Source organism: Leifsonia sp. Y862 (genome assembly GCF_057669585.1).
Genome location: NZ_JBYHFR010000001.1, coordinates 1,236,246 through 1,256,643, shown reverse-complemented (window position 1 = coordinate 1,256,643; position 20,398 = coordinate 1,236,246). Strand labels below are relative to the sequence as shown.

The 20,398-nt window shown below is 64.0% G+C and carries 16 protein-coding genes; 7 read left to right on the top strand and 9 right to left on the bottom strand.

The annotated features are described in order from the left end of the window. The first annotated feature begins 27 nt into the window (after positions 1-27). Positions 28-540, top strand: coding sequence for a shikimate kinase (locus AC25Z0_RS05870; protein ID WP_488132584.1), 513 nt, complete (start codon positions 28-30; stop codon positions 538-540). Continuing rightward, positions 537-1,622 carry a 3-dehydroquinate synthase gene (aroB, locus tag AC25Z0_RS05865; RefSeq protein ID WP_488132583.1) on the top strand — a complete coding sequence of 362 codons (1,086 nt, stop codon included), beginning with the start codon at positions 537-539 and terminating at the stop codon, positions 1,620-1,622. Before AC25Z0_RS05870 ends, aroB begins: the two co-directional genes overlap by 4 nt. A 144-nt stretch (positions 1,623-1,766) precedes the next feature. On the opposite strand, the gene AC25Z0_RS05860 is transcribed toward aroB, so the two are convergent. The 6 genes from AC25Z0_RS05860 to AC25Z0_RS05835 form a co-directional block, all read right to left on the bottom strand. After that, positions 1,767-4,025 carry an MMPL family transporter gene (locus AC25Z0_RS05860; RefSeq protein ID WP_488132582.1) on the bottom strand — a complete coding sequence of 753 codons (2,259 nt, stop codon included), beginning with the start codon at positions 4,023-4,025 and terminating at the stop codon, positions 1,767-1,769. Positions 4,026-4,103: 78 nt separating this feature from the next. Further along, on the bottom strand, positions 4,104-5,159 hold the full coding sequence (locus AC25Z0_RS05855) for a zinc-dependent alcohol dehydrogenase family protein (protein WP_488132581.1): 1,056 nt from the start codon (positions 5,157-5,159) through the stop codon (positions 4,104-4,106). Positions 5,160-5,365: 206 nt separating this feature from the next. Continuing rightward, a complete protein-coding gene (locus tag AC25Z0_RS05850; protein ID WP_488132580.1) occupies positions 5,366-6,835 on the bottom strand; it encodes an SPFH domain-containing protein in 1,470 nt (489 codons plus the stop codon). A 203-nt stretch (positions 6,836-7,038) separates the two neighbouring features. Then, positions 7,039-7,926, bottom strand: coding sequence for a DUF4097 family beta strand repeat-containing protein (locus AC25Z0_RS05845; RefSeq protein ID WP_488132579.1), 888 nt, complete (start codon positions 7,924-7,926; stop codon positions 7,039-7,041). Between the two features lie 152 nt (positions 7,927-8,078). Then, positions 8,079-9,083 (bottom strand): aldo/keto reductase family protein, encoded by a 1,005-nt coding sequence (locus tag AC25Z0_RS05840; RefSeq protein ID WP_488132578.1) that lies wholly within the window; start codon positions 9,081-9,083, stop codon positions 8,079-8,081. A gap of 71 nt (positions 9,084-9,154) precedes the next feature. Beyond that, complete coding sequence (locus AC25Z0_RS05835) at positions 9,155-10,687, bottom strand: MFS transporter (protein ID WP_488132577.1); 1,533 nt, start codon at positions 10,685-10,687, stop codon at positions 9,155-9,157. A 197-nt stretch (positions 10,688-10,884) separates the two neighbouring features. On the opposite strand from AC25Z0_RS05835, the gene AC25Z0_RS05830 reads away from it, so the two are divergent. Together AC25Z0_RS05830 and AC25Z0_RS05825 are read left to right on the top strand one after the other, a co-directional pair. Continuing rightward, positions 10,885-11,733, top strand: coding sequence for a hypothetical protein (locus tag AC25Z0_RS05830; protein ID WP_488132576.1), 849 nt, complete (start codon positions 10,885-10,887; stop codon positions 11,731-11,733). 58 nt (positions 11,734-11,791) lie between these two features. Beyond that, positions 11,792-12,862, top strand: coding sequence for an SDR family oxidoreductase (locus AC25Z0_RS05825; RefSeq protein WP_488119250.1), 1,071 nt, complete (start codon positions 11,792-11,794; stop codon positions 12,860-12,862). A gap of 6 nt (positions 12,863-12,868) precedes the next feature. Here the strand turns inward: AC25Z0_RS05825 and AC25Z0_RS05820 are convergent, their stop codons facing one another. After that, on the bottom strand, positions 12,869-13,600 hold the full coding sequence (locus tag AC25Z0_RS05820; protein WP_488132575.1) for a M50 family metallopeptidase: 732 nt from the start codon (positions 13,598-13,600) through the stop codon (positions 12,869-12,871). A 273-nt stretch (positions 13,601-13,873) separates the two neighbouring features. Between AC25Z0_RS05820 and fdhA the strand changes: the two genes are divergently transcribed. After that, positions 13,874-15,091, top strand: a complete 1,218-nt coding sequence (fdhA, locus tag AC25Z0_RS05815; protein WP_488119248.1) for a formaldehyde dehydrogenase, glutathione-independent — start codon at positions 13,874-13,876, stop codon at positions 15,089-15,091. Between the two features lie 132 nt (positions 15,092-15,223). Next, complete coding sequence (locus tag AC25Z0_RS05810; RefSeq protein ID WP_488119247.1) at positions 15,224-15,586, top strand: DUF6457 domain-containing protein; 363 nt, start codon at positions 15,224-15,226, stop codon at positions 15,584-15,586. Between the two features lie 44 nt (positions 15,587-15,630). Here AC25Z0_RS05810 and AC25Z0_RS05805 read toward each other — a convergent pair whose 3' ends face one another. Then, positions 15,631-17,982, bottom strand: coding sequence for an FdhF/YdeP family oxidoreductase (locus tag AC25Z0_RS05805; protein ID WP_488132574.1), 2,352 nt, complete (start codon positions 17,980-17,982; stop codon positions 15,631-15,633). A gap of 283 nt (positions 17,983-18,265) precedes the next feature. On the opposite strand from AC25Z0_RS05805, the gene AC25Z0_RS05800 reads away from it, so the two are divergent. After that, positions 18,266-19,366, top strand: coding sequence for an ATP-binding protein (locus tag AC25Z0_RS05800; RefSeq protein WP_488132573.1), 1,101 nt, complete (start codon positions 18,266-18,268; stop codon positions 19,364-19,366). Positions 19,367-19,434: 68 nt separating this feature from the next. Here the strand turns inward: AC25Z0_RS05800 and AC25Z0_RS05795 are convergent, their stop codons facing one another. Then, positions 19,435-20,313 carry an alpha/beta fold hydrolase gene (locus AC25Z0_RS05795; protein ID WP_488132572.1) on the bottom strand — a complete coding sequence of 293 codons (879 nt, stop codon included), beginning with the start codon at positions 20,311-20,313 and terminating at the stop codon, positions 19,435-19,437. Positions 20,314-20,398: the final 85 nt, after the last annotated feature.

The following is a 20,398-nucleotide window of genomic DNA, read 5'->3' as shown; positions in this document are numbered from 1 at the left end:
CCGATAGTGAGTGACGGCAGACTCCGTATGGCTGGCTCGTCGTCAGTAGCGCCGGTGGTGTTCATCGGGCCGATGGCGGCGGGAAAGAGCAGGATCGGGCACCAGGTCGCCCAGGAGCTCGGGCTGGAGTTCATCGACACCGATGCGGTGATCGTGGAACAGCACGGACCGATCTCCGACATCTTCGCGACGAGTGGCGAAGCGCATTTTCGTCAGCTGGAAGCCGACGTCATCGCCAGAGCGCTGCAGTCCGATGCGATTGTCTCGATCGGCGGCGGGGGAGTGCTGCACCCGGCAACGCGTGAGCTGCTGGCCGACGCTGTGGTCGTCTACCTGTCCGTCGACGCCGATTCGGTGAAGTCTCGTCTCGGTGGCGGCAAGCGCCCGCTGCTGAAGAACGGACTCGACGACTGGCAGCGCATCTACGACGAACGCCGCTCAACGTATGAAGAGCTGGCCACCATCCATATCGACACGTCCAATCGGGACATCGACGCCATCGCCGACGATATCGCGGCCTGGGTTAGAGGGAAATTGTGACTGAGACAGACACCACCGTCATCACCGTGAGCGGTCAGGACAGCTACCCCGTATTCGTTGGGAGGGGACTCCTGGCAGAGAGCGTGGCAGAGCAGCTGGGCGACGGCGTCAAGAAGGTGTTGATCGTGCACACGTCAACGCTCGGCGCTCGAGCCGTCGCGCTGCGTGAGAGTCTGCTCGGTAAGTACGAAGTACTCATCGCAGAGGTGCCAGACGCCGAAGCCGCCAAGCGCGTCGAGGTCGCCGCGTTCTGCTGGCAGGTCATGGGCCAGGCCGATTTCTCCCGAACGGATGCCGTCATCGGTTTCGGCGGCGGTGCCGTCACCGACCTCGCCGGGTTTGTTGCGTCGACGTGGTTGCGCGGGGTTCGTCTGGTGCAGCTCCCGACGAGCGTGCTCGGCATGGTCGACGCTGCCGTCGGTGGCAAGACCGCCATCAATACAGCTGAGGGCAAGAACCTCGTCGGAACTTTCTACGCTCCGACCGCCGTGATCTGCGACCTCGACACCCTGAACGACCTGCCGCGCAATGAGATCCTGGCCGGCTTCGCTGAGATCGTGAAGGCCGGGTTCATCCAGGTTCCTGAGATCCTCGACATCATTGAAGCGGATGTCGACACCGCGACGGATCCCACAACTGCCGAGTTCCGTCGTGTCGTCGAGCTGTCCATCGAGATGAAGGCCCGCGTCGTCGGTGTCGACTTCAAGGAGGCCGGCCTCCGCGAAATTCTGAACTATGGACATACGCTGGGCCACGCGGTCGAGCACGCAGAGCGATACGGCTGGCGTCATGGCGCGGCTGTCGCCGTCGGCATGATGTTCGCCGCTGAGCTGGCGAGCCTCACCGGGCGGCTGCCCGTCGAGGTCGTCGACCGTCACCGCTCCATCCTGGAATCGCTGACACTTCCCACGACCTACCCTGTCGGCCGTTGGAAGACGCTGCTGGCGACGATGCAGCGCGACAAGAAGACCCGAAGCGGCATGTTGCGCTTCATCGTGCTCGATGACATCGGCAAGCCGACGGTTCTCGAGGGGCCGGACAGCTCACTGCTCTTCGCTGCGTACCAAGCGATCGGCTCCTAGCCCACCCGTTGATTGAGGAACGAGCGCCAGCGAGTGTCTCGAAATCCAGCGGGCCAATCTCTGAAATTATGCGTCTGAAGACCGGCTCACGAGGTTTCGAGGCGGCCGTGGCCGGCCTTCCTCAACCAACGGGGGAGGCTGAGGCTACTCACGCAGGCCGATCCTGGCGTGAACCCGCTGCATCCAGCGCGGCGCCCACCACAGGCGCTTCTCGAACGATGTCATCACCGCCGGCACCAGCACAGAGCGCACGAGTGTCGCATCCAGCAGCACCGCGACCGCCAGTGCAACGCCGATCTGTTTCATCTGCATCAGGTCGCCGGTGGCGAAGCCCGCGAACACCAACACCATGATGAGTGCTGCAGAGGTGATGATGCGGCCAGAGCTCTGGAGGCCGGTCTCGATGGATTGCCTGGTGGTCTCCCCGTTGTCGTGATGCTCTGTGATGCGTGCGAGCAAAAACATCTCGTAGTCCATGGCCAAGCCGAAACCGAAGACGAGCACGAGGGTCAGCACCAGCGCGTCTACGCCGCCCAGCGTTGAGGCGTCGAAGTTCAGCAGACCGGCGAGATTGCCCTGCTGGAAGCCCCATACGAGCACGCCGACCGCGGCGCCGAGCGAGAGCGCACTGATCACGAGCGCTGTGAGCGGGATGACGACGGAGCCCGTCATCAGGAAAAGCAGCACGAAGCTGGCGACGGCGATGATCAGGATCGCCCACGGCGCGCTCTGGCCGAGCGAATCCAGGTAGTCGACTGATGCGGCATCCGTTCCACCGACCCAATGGGGGAAGTCGGGACGGTCGGCCCTGATTTCACGCACCACGTCTGTGCCCTCATGCTGTTCGACGCTCACGCGCGATACCCAGTAGCCGTTGACGTCGGCAGGCGGCGTGACGCCCGTGACGTGCGGCAGAGTCGCAACGTCATCCGCCCAGGCTGCCGCCGATTCCTCGTCTGTCGATGAGACCAGCTGAACCTTCGCCTGCGTGGCCTGCGGAAAATGCTCATTGAGGGTGGTGACAAAGTCGTACTGGCTTGAGGAGGCCGGGATGGCGTCATCGTTGCTGTTGGAGAGGACAATCGACAGCGCGGGGCTGCCCATGAGTACCAGCAGCGCAGTCCCGGCCAAGGCGACGCCAGCAGCGCGCGGCTGGATGCTTCTGGTGAGCTTCGAGAAGAACCCATCCTCAGGCGCGACATCCCCGAAGCGGATGAGAATGGCGCCGAGACCCGGGATTCTGGTCAGGACGCCTGGTTGCAGGAGACGCTCTCCGAAGTAGCCGAGGAGCGCGGGCACCAGCACGAGCGCCGTGAGCATGGCGATGACCACGACAGAGACGGCGCCAATGGCAATGGCCCTGATGATCTCCGGCTCAAACACGAACAGGCCGACGGTGGCGATGGCAAATGTCAGCCCAGAGAAGAGCACGGTGCGCCCTGCCGTGTTAACCGTCGCGCCGACGGACTCCATCATCAACTCGTGGCGCTCAGGTTTTGTCTGCGCGGTGCTCCCCGGCTGCGTCCCCAGCTGCGTGCTCTCCAACTGCTCGACGCGCGCGCGGAACTCCTCTCGAAATCGGCTGACGATCAGCAACCCGTAGTCGATAGACAGGCCAAGACCGATGACCGCGATCACGTTCATCACGGTGATGTTGATGTCCATCACGTAGCTGAAAGCGAAGAGAGTGCCCAGAGCGCCGACGATGGATGCGATGGCGCCGATCAGGGGCATCGCCGCAGCCAGGAACCCGCCGAAGATGACAAGCATCACGAGCAGGGCGAGCGGCAGCGAGATGAGCTCGCCCTTCTGCAGGTCTGACTGGGCCACGGCAACCAGCGAGTTCACGATGAGCGGGCTGCCGCCGACCTCGACGGTGGCACCGGGAGCGATGCCCCGAACCTCGTCAGCCGTGGCATTCAGCTCGTCCTCAACCTCCGTCAAGAGCGAGTCGCTGAGAGCGCCATCCGTCGTCTCCATGGAGACGCTGAGGAGAAGCCCGTTGCCATCGGAGGCAAAAAGGGAGGCCGCCGCCGGGGACGGCTGACCATTGGGTAGCGGCGGGAAAGCCAGCGGATTGACGACCTGGGTGACACCGGGAATCGCAAGGAGGTCATCCGTCGCCTCTGCAAGCACAGCATCCAGCTCTGGCGAGGCGGGATCGATGCCATAGACGAGCAGCGAGATGCTCTCTGTGCTTGCCGTGGTGTCGTTGCTGGTCAGGGCTGCAGCCTCACTGGCTTCGCCGTTGACGGTGGGCCCGGTGCTGGAGAGCCGCTGGAACAAGCTTTCCCCGGTGATCCCGAACAGGGACGTCGCAAGGCAGGCCACGAAGAACACGGCCCAACAGATCAGGACGACGAGTCGATGACGGGCCATTGCGATGCCAACGGAGCGCAACATCGGGGAACTTCTTCCTCCGGAATCCAACAACGGATGCCGACACCCTACACTCGCAACCTCAGGGTCGCGCGGGGAGAATCACGCGTTCAGCATCACCTTGAGCGCCTTCGTTTCTGCCGCCCTCCCGAACACGTCGTACGCCTCGATGATGTCGGTGAGCGCGAAGGTGTGACTGACGAAATGTTCAGCGGGAATCTTGCCCTGCGCCAGCATTTTGAGGAGGGTGGGCGTCGTGTCGGTGTTGACGAGTCCCATGGTGATGGTGATGTTCGAGATCCAGAGTTCGTCCATGGCGATCTCAACACCCTTGCCATGCACACCGACATTGGCAACGTGGCCGGCTGGACGCACGATGTCGAGGCACATCTTCAGCGTCGCCGGGATGCCGACGGCCTCGATGGCCACGTCGACGCCGAGGCCGTCTGTCATGGCCAGCACCTGTTCTTTCCAATCCGCGGCGCTCGACACCACGGCATCCGTCGCACCGAACGAGCGTGCTGCTTCTGTGCGGTTGGCGTCGAGGTCGATGGAGATCACGCGCGACGGACCGTAGAGCCCTGCGGTGGCGATGGCGGCGAGGCCAACTGGCCCAGCGCCGACAACAGCCACCACGTCGCCCGGCTTCACGCTGCCGTAGCGCACGCCGATTTCATGGCCGGTGGGCAGGATGTCTGACAAGAGCGTGCCGAGTTGGGGGCTGACTCCGGCCGGCAGGCGGTAAACGGATGTCTCGGCGTACGGCACGCGCACGAACTCTGCCTGCGTGCCATCGATGAGGTGACCGAAGATCCAGCCGATCCCCGACGTGCCTTCCTCTCCGAGGCAGTGCGAGAACACGCCCTGCTTGCAGTACTCGCATTTCCCGCACGCAGAGATACAGGACAGGATCACCTGGTCGCCGACGGCGAGCGTTGTCACCGCGTCGCCGATCTCTGTGATGGTGCCGACGCCCTCATGGCCAAGGATTCTCCCTGGCGTGACAGCCGGAACGTCGCCCTTGAGAATGTGCAGGTCAGTGCCGCAGATGGTGGTGGTATCGATCTTGACGATCACGTCTGTCGGATGCTGAATGGTGGGCTTCGGCACCTCTTCCCACGCCTTGTTTCCCGGACCCTTGTAGACGAGTGCTTTCATGGCGATATCCCGGTTCTCTCTGGTGTCGCAGGCCGATTGTGCCCCGAGCGTACCGCCGCGATTGCCGGTTGGTAAGGTCGCGCTCGTGCCATGCGACGCCAGGTGCCGTTCGGGAGTCACGCGCATCGAACGCAGCTTCGCGGGAGTTGCAACACGCGCGAAACTGCGTTCGACCCGCGCCGCGCTTACGGGACGGTGGCGACCAATTACTCGGCTACTGCCGGAGCGACCTCGCGTTCAGCTGGCTCAGCGGACTCCGCATGTGCAGCGAGCTCGCCGCGTGCGTGCGCGCCTTGTCCGGCATTGCCGCCAATCACCGCGCCGGCAGCGCCAGCCGCAACGCCGCCCAGGAGGCCGCCGAGCAGGTCCTTGATGCCGACGCCCATGGTGGAGTTCAGCACAGCGTCGACCTCGGAGAATCCTGAGGCGACGTTCTTCGAGAGCTGCGAGGCGCCATCCGTTGAGATGACGGTGAGCTGGTCGATGTTGCTCATCGGCGCAGCAAGCTCACGCGCGATGTGCGGGAGGGTCTCGATCATGCGCAGCTGGATGAGGGCCTCTGACTGCTCAGCGAGAGCCTGGGCGGAGAGGCGGGTCGCCTCGGCCTCTGCCGCACCACGAGCACGGATGGCGTCGGCTTGGGCCTCACCCTCAGCGCGGATGGCCTGGGCGGCGGCAACACGAGCGTCGCGATCTCCGGCGGCAGCGGTGACGGCAGCCTCTGCAGCGGCGGCCGCTGTCACGCGCACGCGGTATGCATCGGCGTCTGCCACAGCGTTGACCTCTGACTCAAGCTCAGCCTTGCGCAGCTGGGCTCGGCGCTGCGCCGTGGCTTCCTGTTCGGTCACGACGGCCTGCTGCGCCTTGGCCTCTGCGAGAGGGCGAGCGGATGCCGCCTCAGCTGCGGCCTTGTCGGTGTCGAGCTGGAGGGCGGCGCGGCGGAGGGCGAGGGTGTTCTCGGCCTCAGCGACGGCCTGCTCTGCGGCGATGGCGGCCTCGCGTGCCTCGCGGGTGGCGAGGTGCTCAGCGACCTCGGCCTGGCGGCGCACCTTGGCCTGCTCTGCACGGCCGATGTCGCGGATGTAGTCGTTCTCGTCCGTGATGCCCTTGATCTCGAACGAGTCGACATCGAGGCCCTGGTTGGCGAGCGACTCTCGCGCTGTGGCCAGTACTGACACCCCGAGCTCGTCGCGCTTCTGGATGATGGTCATCACGTCGGTGGCACCGATGGAGGAGCGCAGTGAACCAGAGAGGACTTCCTGGGCGAAGCTGTCGATGTTCTTGTCCTGGCCGAGGAAACGCTGGGCCGCGGCACGAATGGCCGCAGGATCGTCGCCGACCTTGACGATGGCGACGGCATCCACGGTCAGTGTGATGCCGTTCTTGTCCTGGGCGATGGCGGTGATCTCAATGGCACGGCTGCGCAGGCTGATCTTGTGCGCCTTCTGGAAGAACGGCGTGAGGAAGACACCCTGGCCATGCACGATGCGCTGGCCTGACTGCTCGGTCGTTGCGCCGTCAACCGTGGTCTTGCGCGACTTCTTTCCGGTGATGACGAGTGCCTCGTCTGGTCCGGCGTTCTTGTAGACGGTCTTTGCGTAGATCAGCGCGGCGAGCAAGACGACGATGCCGAGCGCGACGAGACCGGCAACTGGGCTGAGGAAAAAATCAAACATTGGATCCTTCCGGCGCAGCCGAAACAGCGGCGCGAGCAATGAAGCGAGCGAAAACGGGGGCTTGCATGCGCGCGACGCGCGAAACTGCGCCGTGCCCTCACAGTCTCACAGAGTCCGCCCGAAAATAGGCCGCCACCGGGAGAATTATTGGTGAAGAGCCCGACTCGGCCACGGTCGCCCTCCGCAGGGTTGAATCCCGGCGGCTAACGGCGGGTGTCCTCCACCGTCACAGCGCCGTTGACCGTCTCAAGCGTGATCGTGCGCTCCGAAGCGCGGTCGCTTGGCACGGTATCCGTGTTGACGCTGCCATTGGTTGTCGCGGCGTCAATGAAGTACGTCGACGTTCCTGTGGGAACTCGCACCATGATGGCGCCGTTGGTCGTCCGAGCCTCAACGTCATCTGGCGGATCGACGAACTCGAGCTCAATGCCGCCATTTGTGGACGTCACCTCCACGTTGCGTGACCCGGCGTCGACAATCTTGATCCCACCATTCATGGTGTGCGCACTCACATCGCCGCGAGATCCCGTCGTCTGGATAGTGCCGTTGGTTGTGGTGAGATCGAGTTCGCCGGTGAGGTCGACGACGGTGATCCGGCCATTGCTGCCTTCAACGTCGAGCGCGAGTTCCGCCGGCATTTGGATGGCAATGGAGACGTCGCAGCGGGCAAGGAACCACCCGTTGGGGCAGCCGCCGCTGATCGTGGTGGTGTCACCGGTTGTCGTTGCCGTGATGGTGGGTTCTGCGCCGGAGTAGTGGCCAGTCATCGTCACGCGCACCTGACCGTCGGTGATTGCACTCACACTGATCGACGCGTTGGGGATGTCCACCTCGACGCTTGAGCCAGCCGCGGCATCCGTCGTTCGCGCGATCTCGGTTCCGCGCAGGCTCGCGAACACCGCAACCAGCGCGACGACGATGATGATGACCAGTGCGACGGGGAGCGCGACGAACAGCAACAGCTTCGCCGTGAGCGACAGCCGGTGAGCGGATGCCGCCGGCGGAGACTCCGGCTGCGGTGGTTGCTGCGGTGGCTGCTGGTACGGGTTGCCAGAGGGCGGCGGCGGCGGGGGAGGCGGTGCGCTGGTCATGGACGTGCTTTCGCTCGAGTCGGACGGTGCAGCGGAGGATGCCGGATGTCTGGCCGGGTTCGTGCCCAGCGTATAGCGGTAGTTGGCAATCGATCACACCACACGCCCCCGCTCCGCTACGAAGCGAGGGCATGTGGAGTGCGCAGGGCTCGCTAAACGGGTCGCTTCGCCGGCGACACGGTCTTCGACGGATCGCGCTCTGCAACACCGCCGACGGCCTCGTCGATGCGAGCGAGCACGGCGGCCTCGAGGGTGACTCCGCTCGCGCGCACGTTGTCGGCAATCTGTTCCGGACGTGACGCGCCAATGATCGCAGAGGCCACGTTCGGGTTCTGCAGCACCCAGGCCACGGCGAGCTGGGCCATGCTGAGCCCCTGCTCGGCGGCGATCGGTTGCAGCCTGGCGACAGCGGTCAGCACGTCATCGCGCATGAACGCCTTGACGGTCTCTGCCCCGCCTTTCGCGTCGCGCGCCCGTGAACCCTCTGGCGCCTCTGCACCCGGCTTGTACTTGCCGGTGAGCACGCCCTGCGCAACCGGTGACCAGACGATCTGCGAAATGCCCAGTTCTTCGGATGCTGGCACGACGGCATCCTCGATGACGCGCCACAGCATGGAGTACTGCGGCTGGTTCGAGATGAGCTGGAAGCCCAGCTGCGTCGCCAGCGCTGATCCGGCACGCAGCTGGTCGGCATTCCACTCAGAGACGCCGATGTAGAGCGCCTTGCCGGCGCGCACGATGTCGGCGAATGCCTGCATGGTCTCTTCAAGCGGCGTCTCAGCGTCATAACGGTGCGCCTGGTACAGGTCGACGTAGTCCGTCTGCAGACGCTGCAGTGAGCCGTCAATCGATTCCATGATGTGCTTGCGTGAGAGGCCGACGTCATTGTGACCCTTGGGCCCCGTTGGCCAATAGACCTTGGTGAAGATTTCGAGTGAGGCCCGACGCTCGCCCTTCAGTGCGTCGCCGAGCACGACTTCGGCTGCGGTGTTGGCGTAGGCATCCGCTGTGTCGAATGTGGTGATGCCGGCGTCGAGGGCGGCCTCCACGCAACGCGTTGCCACCTCATTCTCAACCTGGGAGCCGTGGGTGAGCCAGTTGCCGTATGTGATCTCTGAGATCTTGAGTCCGCTGTTGCCGAGGTATCTGAATTCCATGGTGCAACGCTACGCCCGACAGTGCGTGGTGAGGGGGAGGCCGGAGGGACACGTCGGCCGAGTGACGACGGCTAGCCGTTGTGCGTGACGTGTTTGGGCAGCGCGAACACCAGCAGGAACGCCACGACGCTGAACGCCGCGCTCACGCCCAGGGCATTCGCAGCGGCGTCGGTGAATCCCTGCGCCAGGTCAGCAGGGCCGGTGATGTGCAGGCTGCCGAAGAGCACACTGCCGATGATCGCGATGCCGACGGCGCTGCCGATGCGCTGCATAACGGAGATGACGCCGCTGGCCGAACCCGCCTCAGACCGACTGACCGTTGCGACGATGAACTGGACGTTGGGAGCGATGAAGAGACCATTGCCGAGGCCGGCCAGGAAGAGGGGGATGAGGAGGGCCCAGTGATCCAGGTCGCTGGCGGGAGTGAGCAGCAGCACCAGCCACACCCACACGAGTCCGATCGTGACGAGCGCGGTGCCGGCGACCAGGACGTTCCGCCCCAGGAAGGTCGCGAGCCGGTCGCTCTGTGACGCGCCGATGATGCTGCCGATCGCAAATGGCACAGAAACGAGCCCCGATTCGAGGGCGGTGTGACCGAGGCCGGCCTGCCAGAGCAGCGAGATCGTGAAGAAGATGCTGGTGAAAGCCGCGAAGTAGACCAGGGCCAGGATCGTGCCGCCGGTGAAAGCAGGGTGTGAGAACAGGCGTGGAGGAACGAGTGGCGAGCCGTTGGCTTTCGCCACCCGCACTTCCCAGAGCGCGAACGCCACGAACAGCACGAGGCTGGCGGCGAGGGTGAGGTAGGTCCAGAGCGGCCAGCCCTGGTCCTCGCCTTCAATGAGCGGGACGAGCAACGCGACGAGGGCCCCTGTCAGAAGCAGCAGCCCGAACACGTCTGTGCCTGACTTCACGGACTCCTCGCGCCCGCCCGGCAGCAGGAATATGGCGGCAATGAGCGCGATGATGCCGATGGGCAGGTTCACCCAGAACACCAGCCGCCAGCCCTCTTCCTCCCCGAATGCTTCGATGATGAGGCCACCGAGGATCGGCCCGATCGCCGTCGACACTCCGATGACAGCGCCCATGATGGCGAATGCCTTGCCCCGCACGTGAACGGGGAACATGAGTTGGATCATGGCGGTCACGCCGGGTACGAAAACGCCACCGGCGAAACCCTGGATGACGCGCCAGACAATCAAGTCAACGTCGGTTTGGGCAATCCCGCAAAAGACACTGGCAATGGTGAAGAGCGCAAGGCCGACGAAGAACACCCACTTGTGGCCGAGGCGGTCGCCGATTCGGCCGGCAGGAATGAGCGCGATGCCGAACGCGAGTGCGTAGCCGGAGATGATCCACGACAGTGTCGCTTCCGACGCATTGAGGCTGGTGCGAATGGACGGGAGCGCGACGTTGACGATGGTGGTGTCGAGCAGGGCCATGAACATGCCGATCATCAACACGATCAGCGCTGTCCAGGCGCCGCGAGGTGCGACAGTCCCCGATGCGGTCGCGGATGCCCCGGCCGCCGCGGCGTCTTCAGGCTCTGAGCCGCTCTGGGGTGGCGTTGCTTCGGCCATGGTGTGGTCCTTTCGCGGAGGCGCCATGTCGTGGCAACCCCTCGTCCGCTGCTCACGACGATTTTCGACCTCGCTGAAATGCTACTGCGCCCTGAAACAACGGGGCAGTATCCGTTTGCGCAGGGGTAATGAAGCTGCGACTCAGGCGAATCTCTCATAATGGTCACGGGGGATTTCACCTGGCGGGTGGGCAAGTGGCCAGGAACCGTGAATTTGGAGCGTGGATGTCAAGTCGTATACAAGATGTATGGATGTCGTGGCTGGCCTATGCCTGCGCGGCCGTCGGCCTGGTAGGCAGCGTCTTCTTCGTCCTGATGTTCGTCGTCGAGGTGCCCTTCAACGGCCCCTATACCTTCGGGGCGACCTACGAGGTCTTCGCGGCGATCGGTTGTGCGCTTGCTGCCCTGCTGGTCGTTCGTCTACGGCGACAGACCGATGGCTCATCGATCATTCCGCCGCTTGTGGCCGTCGCACTCGTCATTGGTGCCGTTTCGGCACTGCTGGTGGCAACCCATGTCGTCGATTCGATCATCCTGGTCTTTGTCCAGGCCGCAGTCGTGTTCGTGCAGGGAATCTGGATGATCTGGATCAACAAGCGTCTGGGTCGCGAGGACACACTGCCGCAGTGGACAAGTCGGTTGGGGCAACTGATCGGCTTTGGGCTCGTGATCGGTCTTCCGCTGATCGCGGTCGGGTTGGCGCTGGCCGTGCTCACCATTCCACAGCTCCTGTTCCTCGGTCTCGGCGTATTCCTGGCCGGTGGCGGGTGGCTCATCTGGCCGCTGTGGTGGGTGCTCGTCGGGGTGCAGATGGGCAAGCCGGTGCGCGCCGTGGCGAGCTCTCCGGTGGGTGGCGCCGCATCAGGGCAGTCCGGTATTTACCCGGCCAGTGGATATTCAGCCAGTGGATACTCAGCCGGTACGCGCTCGACCGATCCATATTCACCGGAGCCAGCAGCGTTCTGGGTGGGCAGCGAGGCACAGCGACGGGCCAGGGCAGAGAGTGAGACACGTGCTCAGGCGACGCCACCAGCGGATGCTGCCATCAAGCACCGTGGTCGCCGTAAGGCATAGGCGGCCGGGCCTAGTCTGACCCCGACCCTGACCGGTACGGTCGATCCAGGAGGTCGACATGAGCGGTGAACTCGTACTCGTCACCGGCGGCACAGGATTCGTGGCTGCCCACTGCATTGCGGCGTTGCTGGAGCAGGGATATCAGGTGCGCACCAGCATCCGTTCCTTGACCCGTGAAACCGACGTGCGCATGATGCTGCGGCAGGCCGGTGTGGTGCCCTCAGAGCACCTCTCGTTCGTTGCTGCCGACCTCATGACGGATGCCGGCTGGCCTGAGGCCGTCGCCGGCTGCGATTTCGTGCTGCACGTCGCGTCGCCATTTCCGGTCTATGTGCCGAAGAACGAGGACGATCTCATCATCCCGGCCCGTGACGGCGCGCTGCGTGTGCTGCGCGCCGCGCTGGACGCCGGCGTGAAACGGGTGGTGCTCACGTCGTCGTTCGCGGCTATCGGTTACGGGCACCCGCCTACCAACCAGCCGTTCACCGAAGCAACCTGGACAGATGTGAACGGGCCGAATGTGGGCCCGTATCCGAAGTCGAAGACCCTGGCCGAGCGTGCCGCGTGGGATTTCATCGCCACGAATTCCGGTGCAGGGGCACTGGAGCTGGCCGTGGTCAATCCGGTCGGCATTGTGGGGCCGGCGCTCGGGCCAGACCTGTCGACGTCTGTCGAGTTGCTCCGCGGCCTGCTGAGCGGGATGGCACCGGCACTCCCGCGCATCTCGCCGAGCTTTGTCGACGTCCGCGATGTCGCCGACCTGCACCTGCGTGCCATGGTCGACCCGGCAGCGGCTGGCGAGAGATTCCTGGCTGTTGCGGGTGAGCCGATTGCGTTGCCTGCGGTCGCGCGGCTGCTGAAGCAACGCCTGGGATTGGCCGCAGCCAGGGTGCCAACCCGTGTGCTGCCTGACTGGGTCGTACGCCCGCTTGCCGTGGTCATTCCTGCGCTCCGCCAGGTTGTTCCGCAGCTGGGGCATCCCCAGCGAGCCTCCAACGCGAAGGCGAGACGGGTTCTCGGCTGGGCGCCGCGATCGAATGAAGAGGCGATCCTCGCCACAGCCGACAGCCTGATCGAACTGGGTCTCTTGCCAGAGCGTCGTGGACGAACGCCAAAGGGCCGCCAGTAGCGAACCCTAGAGTTGCGACGCGTACGCGCTGTACGCGACCCACAGGCATCCGCTAATGATGACGGTGAAGAGCACCAGCCACACCGGTGACGGCACGCCAGTGTGGCGGTAGAGAATGTACGCATCGGACGTGGCGAGCTGGGTGCGACGGCGTACGTGCACGCCGATCACGGTCAGGAGTCCGCGCACAGCGCCGACCAGAAGCGCAACACCGATAACCAGGAGTGCGTAGCTCTGCACCTCCGGCGTCGCGTAGAACCACAACGCCATGCTGACGGCAGCAGATCCGAGGACGACGAGCACTCCGAACAGGTTGCGAATCACCGAGAGCGTGAGTACCAGGGCGAGGCCACCCACGAACAGGGCCATGGCGGTATAGCCGTGGAAGACACTCCAGAGCTGGGCCGCTCCGACCAGCGCCGGTGCCGGATACCCGAACATTCCGCTGACAACGAGGCTGAGCGTTCCGCGACCGCTGCTGAGGGCTTCGCCGGAGTGATTGCGTCGCAGTCTGATGCCATGCACCACCCGCCCCGTCAGGATGGCCGCAACCGCATGCCCGAGTTCGTGAACCAGGGTCGTGAAGAGGCCGAAGTGCTGCCAGGTGACTCGGGGGATGCTGAGTGCCGCAGCGACAGCCACAATCAGCAGCATGGTCTGGGTTGACACATCGATCGGGATGCTCGGGGCGAAGAGCGTTGACCAGGTGAGTGTGAGCGGTGAAGTATCGATACTCACAGTGTGGCGCATGCCACGCTGTGAGTGAGCAGGGATGCGGAGGCTTACAGCGCGTGACGAGCGGACCCGCGTGTGTAGTTCCCGATCACCCCGGCATTCCGGCCTGCGCTGTTGACTCTTTCTCACTTCCGGCACAGTGTGGGCCACACACCGTCCCGACTGCGGCACGACGCGCGATCAGTGCGGTGTTTGGGGGAACGCAGGTTGCGGCGCTCGTGTACACCGTGGCTTGAAATTCCCCGGGCAGGTCCATAACGTCAGAAGGGAATATCCATGTCAGGCAACAGAGGCGTCGCTTATGAGGGCAAGGGAAAAGTCGAAGTCATCGACCTTGACTACCCAACCTTTGAACTCAAGGACGGCCCCGGGGTCAATCCGGCCAATATCGGCCGGAAAGTACCGCACGGGGTAATTCTCAAAACCGTCGCGACCAACATTTGCGGTTCGGACCAGCACATGGTCCGCGGTCGCACTACCGCGCCCCAGGGACTCGTTCTGGGGCACGAGATCACCGGGGAGGTCGTGGAAACCGGCCCCGATGTCGAATTCATCAAGGTCGGCGATCTGGTGTCGGTCCCGTTCAATATCTCCTGTGGGCGGTGTCGCAACTGCAAGGCACGTAAGACGGGAATCTGTCTCAATGTGAACCCTGACCGCCCCGGTAGCGCATACGGCTACGTTGACATGGGCGGCTGGGTCGGCGGCCAGGCCGAATATGTCCTGGTGCCGTATGCAGACTGGAACGTTTTGAAGTTTCCAGACAAGGACCAGGCCATGGAGAAGATCCTGGACCTGGCGATGCTCTCCGATATTTTCCCGACCGGTTTCCACGGCTGCGTCACCGCGGGCGTCGGCGTTGGGTCGACCGTCTATATTGCCGGCGCTGGCCCCGTCGGTCTCGCCGCAGCCACAGGCGCCATGCTGCTCGGCGCATCCGCTGTCATCGTGGGAGACATGAACGAAGAACGGCTGGCACAGGCGCGCAGCTTCGGATGCGAAACCATCGACCTCACCAAGGGTGGGCCTGCTGAGCAGATCGAACAGATCCTGGGCGTGCCAGAGGTTGACTGCGGCGTGGATGCCGTCGGGTTCGAGGCCAGGGGCCACGGTTCTGACGCCTCGCATGAGGCGCCGGCCACGGTGCTCAACTCGCTGATGGACATCACGGCCGCCGGTGGGGCGCTCGGTATTCCGGGGCTCTACGTCACGGGCGACCCGGGTGGCATTGACTCGAACGCGCAGAAGGGCGCACTCTCGATCAGTCTCGGCACAGGGTGGGCAAAGTCGCTCGCCTTCACCACCGGACAGTGCCCCGTGATGAAGTACAACCTCGATTTGATGAAGGCCATCCTGGGGGACAGGGTGCACATCGCCAAGAACGTCAATGCGACAGCGATTTCGCTGGATGATGCACCGCGTGGTTACGCCGAATTCGATTCGGGCGCAGCCACCAAGTACGTGCTCAACCCCAATGGATACCTGAATGCGTGACTGAGGTTCGCCGAGTAGCGGTGGCGCAGCGAGCGATCGCTGCGCCACCCGTTCGTTGATTGAGGAGCGAGTGCCAGCGAGTGTCTCGAAATCCACCGGCCCGAGTACGATGTCCGCAACGAAGGAGCAGCCATGACCACCGCCGACGAAGATGAAGACAGGATTCTCACCGATTGGAGCCGTCGGCTCGTCGACGCCTTGCAGATTCTGGAGTTTGAGGTCGACAGGAAGGAAATCCTGGGCCTCGCCGGGCGCGCTGCCCACTCCGTTCTCCGCCCAGCGGCCCCGCTGACCACCTTCATCGTCGGCTATGCCGCCGGGCTGGCTGCCGCAGGTGGGAAAAGCTCTGAGGCAGCGGTCAAGGACGCGACCGAGGTCGCACTGCAACTGTGCCGCACCCAGCCGGCCGAGGATCCAAGCGCCGAGGGTCCCAGCGGCGCGAACCCAAGCGGCGCGGACCCAAGTGCCGAGGGTTGGACGAACACCGGACAGTGACGTGATCGTGCGCCTGTGCGGGTCGAGCGTTGCCCTGCCGGTGGTCAGCGTTGCAGCAGGTCGCCGACGGGTTCAGGAGTCGCTGCAACCACCGACGGTTCGAGGCGCACAATCACCGACTTGGAGATCGGCGTGTTGCTGCCCTCTGCGGTCGCATCCAGCGGAACGAGAGCGTTTGCTTCGGGGAAGTAGGCAGCTGCGCACCCCCTGGCTGTTGGATACGCCACTACCCTGAACCGCCTGATCACGCGGTCGACATTGTCAGTGAACACGGTGTGCACATCCACCAGCTGCCCGTCGGCGATGCCCAGTTCTGCCAGGTCGTCCGGGTTGACGAATACCACCAGGCGACCCTTCTTGATCCCGCGGTAGCGGTCGTTGAGGCTGTACGTGGTGGTGTTGAACTGGTCGTGGGACCGAATGGTCTGCAGGATGAGGCATCCGCTTGGCCGGTCAATGTGCTCGAGATCGTTCACGGTGAGCATCGCTTTGCCCGTCGGTGTCGGGAAGGTACGCGAGTCGCGGGGGCCGTGCGGGAGCACGAATCCGTCTTTCGCCCTGATGCGGAGGTTGAAGTGGCTGAAGCCTGAGACGACACGGGAGATATGGTCGCGGATGACGTCGTAGTTATTCTCGAAGGCCGCCCAGTCGATAGACGGGGCGTCGTCGGCTCGACCTGGGTCGCCGAACACGGCCCTGGCGAGGCGGGTGACGATGGACACCTCTGACAACAGGCCGGGAGCGACCGGTGCCACTCGTCCGCGCGAGGCATGCACGGCGCACACCGAGTCTTCGACGGAGACGAATTGTTCACCGGATGCCTGCACGTCGATCTCTGTGCGGCCCATGGTGGGCAGAATCAGGGCTTCAGCGCCGACCACGGCATGCGAGCGGTTGAGCTTGGTGGAGATCTGCACCGTCATCTCCGTGTTGCGGAAAGCTGCTTCTGCGACGGCGGTATCGGAAATCGCCCCCGCCAGGTTACCTCCGAGAGCGATCCACACTTTGATCGTGCCGTCACGCATACCCCGGATTGCGCCGACGCTGTCGATACCGTCTTCGCGAGGCGGGGAGAACTTGAATTCGCGCTCGAGGGCATCGAGGAACGCGGGCGGCATTTTCTCCCAGATTCCCATGGTGCGGTCGCCCTGCACGTTGCTGTGGCCGCGAATCGGTGAGGCCCCAGCGCCAGGCTTGCCGATGTTGCCGCGAAGGAGCAGCAGGTTGATGATCTCCTTGATCGTTGGCACTGCCTTCTTGTGTTGGGTGAGCCCCATTGCCCAGGTGATGATGACCTTGTTCGCAGCGAGGTAGCGATCGGCCAACTCGTCGATTTCATCGGAGCGCAGGCCGGTGGCCTCCAAGACGGCAGCTTCATCAAGATTCGCGAGGTGTGCCCTCAGCTCCTCCAGCCCGTGGCAGTGTTCGGCGAGGAACTGGTGATCAAGGACTCTCCCCGGGTTCGCCGCTTCGGCGTCGAGCACACGCTTGGACACAGCCTGGAGGAGCGCCATGTCGCCGCCGAGCCGTATCTGCATGAATTGATCGGCAAGTCCGATGCCATGGCCGATGAGGCCGCGCACCTTCTGCGGATTCTTGTACCGCATCAGGCCGGCTTCTGGCAGTGGATTGATGGCCACGATGTCGGCGCCGGCCTCTTTCGCCTCCTCAAGGGCGGTGAGCATCCGTGGGTGGTTGGTGCCAGGGTTCTGCCCCATGATGATGATCAGGTCTGCCTTGGCAAAGTCGTTGTAGCTGATGGAACTCTTACCGATGCCGATCGTCTGCCCCATGGCGAGGCTCGTCGACTCGTGGCACATGTTCGAACAGTCGGGCAGGTTGTTCGTGCCGAATGCGCGCACGAAGAGCTGGTAGGCGAATGCCGCTTCGTTGGACGTTCGTCCGCTCGTGTAGAAGGCGGCCTCGTCGGGGGAGGAGAGGCCAGCGAGCTTGCTTCCGATGATGGAGAACGCGTTCTCCCAACTGATGGGCCGATAGTGGTCTTCCCCCGCCGGCTTGTAGACCGGCTCGACCAGCCGCCCCTGCATTCCCAGCCAGTATTCCGATTTGGTGAGCAGGTCGTCGATGGAGTGATCCGCCCAGAAACTGGTGGGAACGGTGACGGGCGTCGCCTCCCAGGTGACCGCTTTCGCTCCGTTCTCACAGAACTCGACTGCCTTGCGATGCTCTGGGTCCGGCCAGGCGCAACTCATGCAATCGAATCCGTCCTTCTGGTTCATCGCAGAGAGCGTCTTCAACGCCCGCGAGATGCCCATCCCGCCGAAGGCCGGAACCATCGAGTGGACGATGCCCGGAATGCCGGCTGCAGCGGTGCCCGGCTTGTCGATCTCAATTCCGTCGTCGTTGACGTCGTCGACCGGTGGCTTGTGAGTCATGCTGAGTGCCTTCCCTCGCCTGTCCGAAAACCCCTGAGAGTGCCCACTGGCAAGCGGATGCCGCGGCGCCCTGCTGTGACCTGGTCACGTCTCAGGCCTATCAGCTAATGAATGCCTGCACAAGATTCCGGCTGGCGATAGTCGCCGACGGGTTCATGCCTCACCTGGTGCGTCTGGTTGAGCACGCTGTAGGGTGGGCCTGACTCACAAGACACACAAGACTCACAAGATACACACGCAGCACAACACTCATACGAGTCACTGGCGCTCACAAGGAGATCCCGTGAATAACCCATTCAAGCCGTCAGCAGGCGCGACACCGCCTGAGATCATCGGTCGTGTCGGCGTGCTGGACGAATTCGCCTACGGACTGCGGCTCGGCTCAGGCGCTCCTGGGCTGCTGACCATCTTCACCGGCGCGCGGGGCATCGGTAAGACTGTCATGCTCGGTGCAGCGCATGACCTCGCCAGGGAGCAGGGCTGGGCCGTCATCTCGGAGACAGCGACTCGCGGGTTCATGGGCAGGATCGGTGAATCCATGCGCCGCCTGGCTGAAGAACTGGGCGACGGTCCTCCGAGCCGCCGCATCACGGGGGTCGCCGCAGCCGGATTCAGCGTGACAACACAGCTGCCACCTGAGAAGCAGGTCGACTGGCGGATCACCGGTGAAACTCTCCTCAGTCTCCTCGACAAGAACAACACCGGATTGGTGATCACGGTGGATGAGATTCACGCCGCCGATCGGGGAGAGATCGCCCAGCTCGCCGCGAACGTTCAGCACTTCATCCAAGACGGACTGCCCATCGGCCTGGTGTTCGCCGGGTTGCCGGCGGCCGTGTCCGACCTTCTGAACGAAGGTGTGGCCACGTTCTTACGCCGTGCGGACAAAATTGATCTCCATGCGGCCGCTGTCCGTGATGTTGAAGCGTCTTTCACTCGAACGTTTGCCGACGCTGGGTTCGCGCTTTCTCCCGAACTCGCGCAGCGCGCTGCCGCGGCCACGGGCGGCTACCCATTCCTCATCCAGCTGGTCGGGTACTTCCTGTGGAAGGAATCGGAGCAGGCCACTGCCGAATTGGATGAAGAAGCCGTGCAACGGGCAATTGACGCCGCCCATCGACGCAACGCCCGTACGGTGATCGAAGCGGCGCTCTCGACGGCATCCCGAAAAGACCTGGACTTCCTGCGCGCGATGTCAATTGACGAAGCGCCGAGCGCCGCGGGCGACATCGGCCACCGTCTCGGTGCCAAGCCCAACACAGTGGCCAACTACCGCGGCCGTCTGATTGCCGCTGGACTCATCGAACCTGCAGGCTACGGGCACATCGCCTTCGCGATCCCCGGCCTGCGGGAGCACCTGCGAAGCAGCGTCCCGCGAGGGTGAGTAGGGGGCCCGCCGACGACCTCACCCGGTCTGCGTCACCATGTACACCAGTGCCATGCGACTAGTATCTAACGTGCCAGGAGGTCGCGGAGGGCGCTGATCACCTCTGATGGCGCCTCTTCGGCCATGAAGTGGCCTGCCCCGAGTGTGCGATGGTCGAGGTCGGACGCCCACGCGCCCCACAGGCCGGCGGCGTCGTAGCCGAGCGCCGTGCCCCAGTCCTGCTGAATGACGGTCACGGGAATTCCGAGTGTTCGTCCGGCCTCGCGATCCTCGCGATCATGGCGAAGGTCGATTCCGGCGGAGGCCCTGTAATCGGCAACGATCGACGGGATCGCTTCACGGGAGGCGCGGAGGTACTCGTTGCGGTACTCGACGGGAATAGCCTCTGGGTTGGCATCCCAGCCGTCGATGAAGGAGGCGAAGAAGTTGTCGGCTGTCGCCTCGATCATAGGTTCGGCCACGCCGGCCGGCTGCGCCATGAGGTAGAGGTGCCAGGCTACTTTCGCGTCTGCGCCGCCCAAGATACTCCACATGTCGAGCGTGGTCAGTACGTCGAGGGACAGGAGGTGCGTGACGGTGCCTGGGTGGTCGAGGGCGGCCCTGATCGCGACGAGGGCACCCCTGTCATGACCCGCAAGCGCGAACGTCTCGTGTCCCAACGCGCGGGCGACTTCAATGATGTCGGCTCCCATCGTGCGCTTCGAGTAGGTGTCCTCTGACGACTCGTCCGGCTTGTCGCTGGCGCCATACCCCCGCAGGTCGGGGCAGATGACGGTGTGGTCTGTGGCCAGGTCGGCGGCGACGTGCCGCCACATCAGGTGGGTCTCTGGAAAACCGTGCAGCAGGACGACTGCCGGGCCGGTACCGGCGACGGCAACATTCAATGAGACGCCGTCGGCAACCAGAACCCTGCGGTAGTCGAAATTCGGGAGGGTGATGGTCATGGGAGCTCCTGGGTGTGGAAGTGGGTACTCATTCCACGATGAGGGTCGTCAATCAGCGCCCGATCAGCCCGCCGCTGCAGCGAGC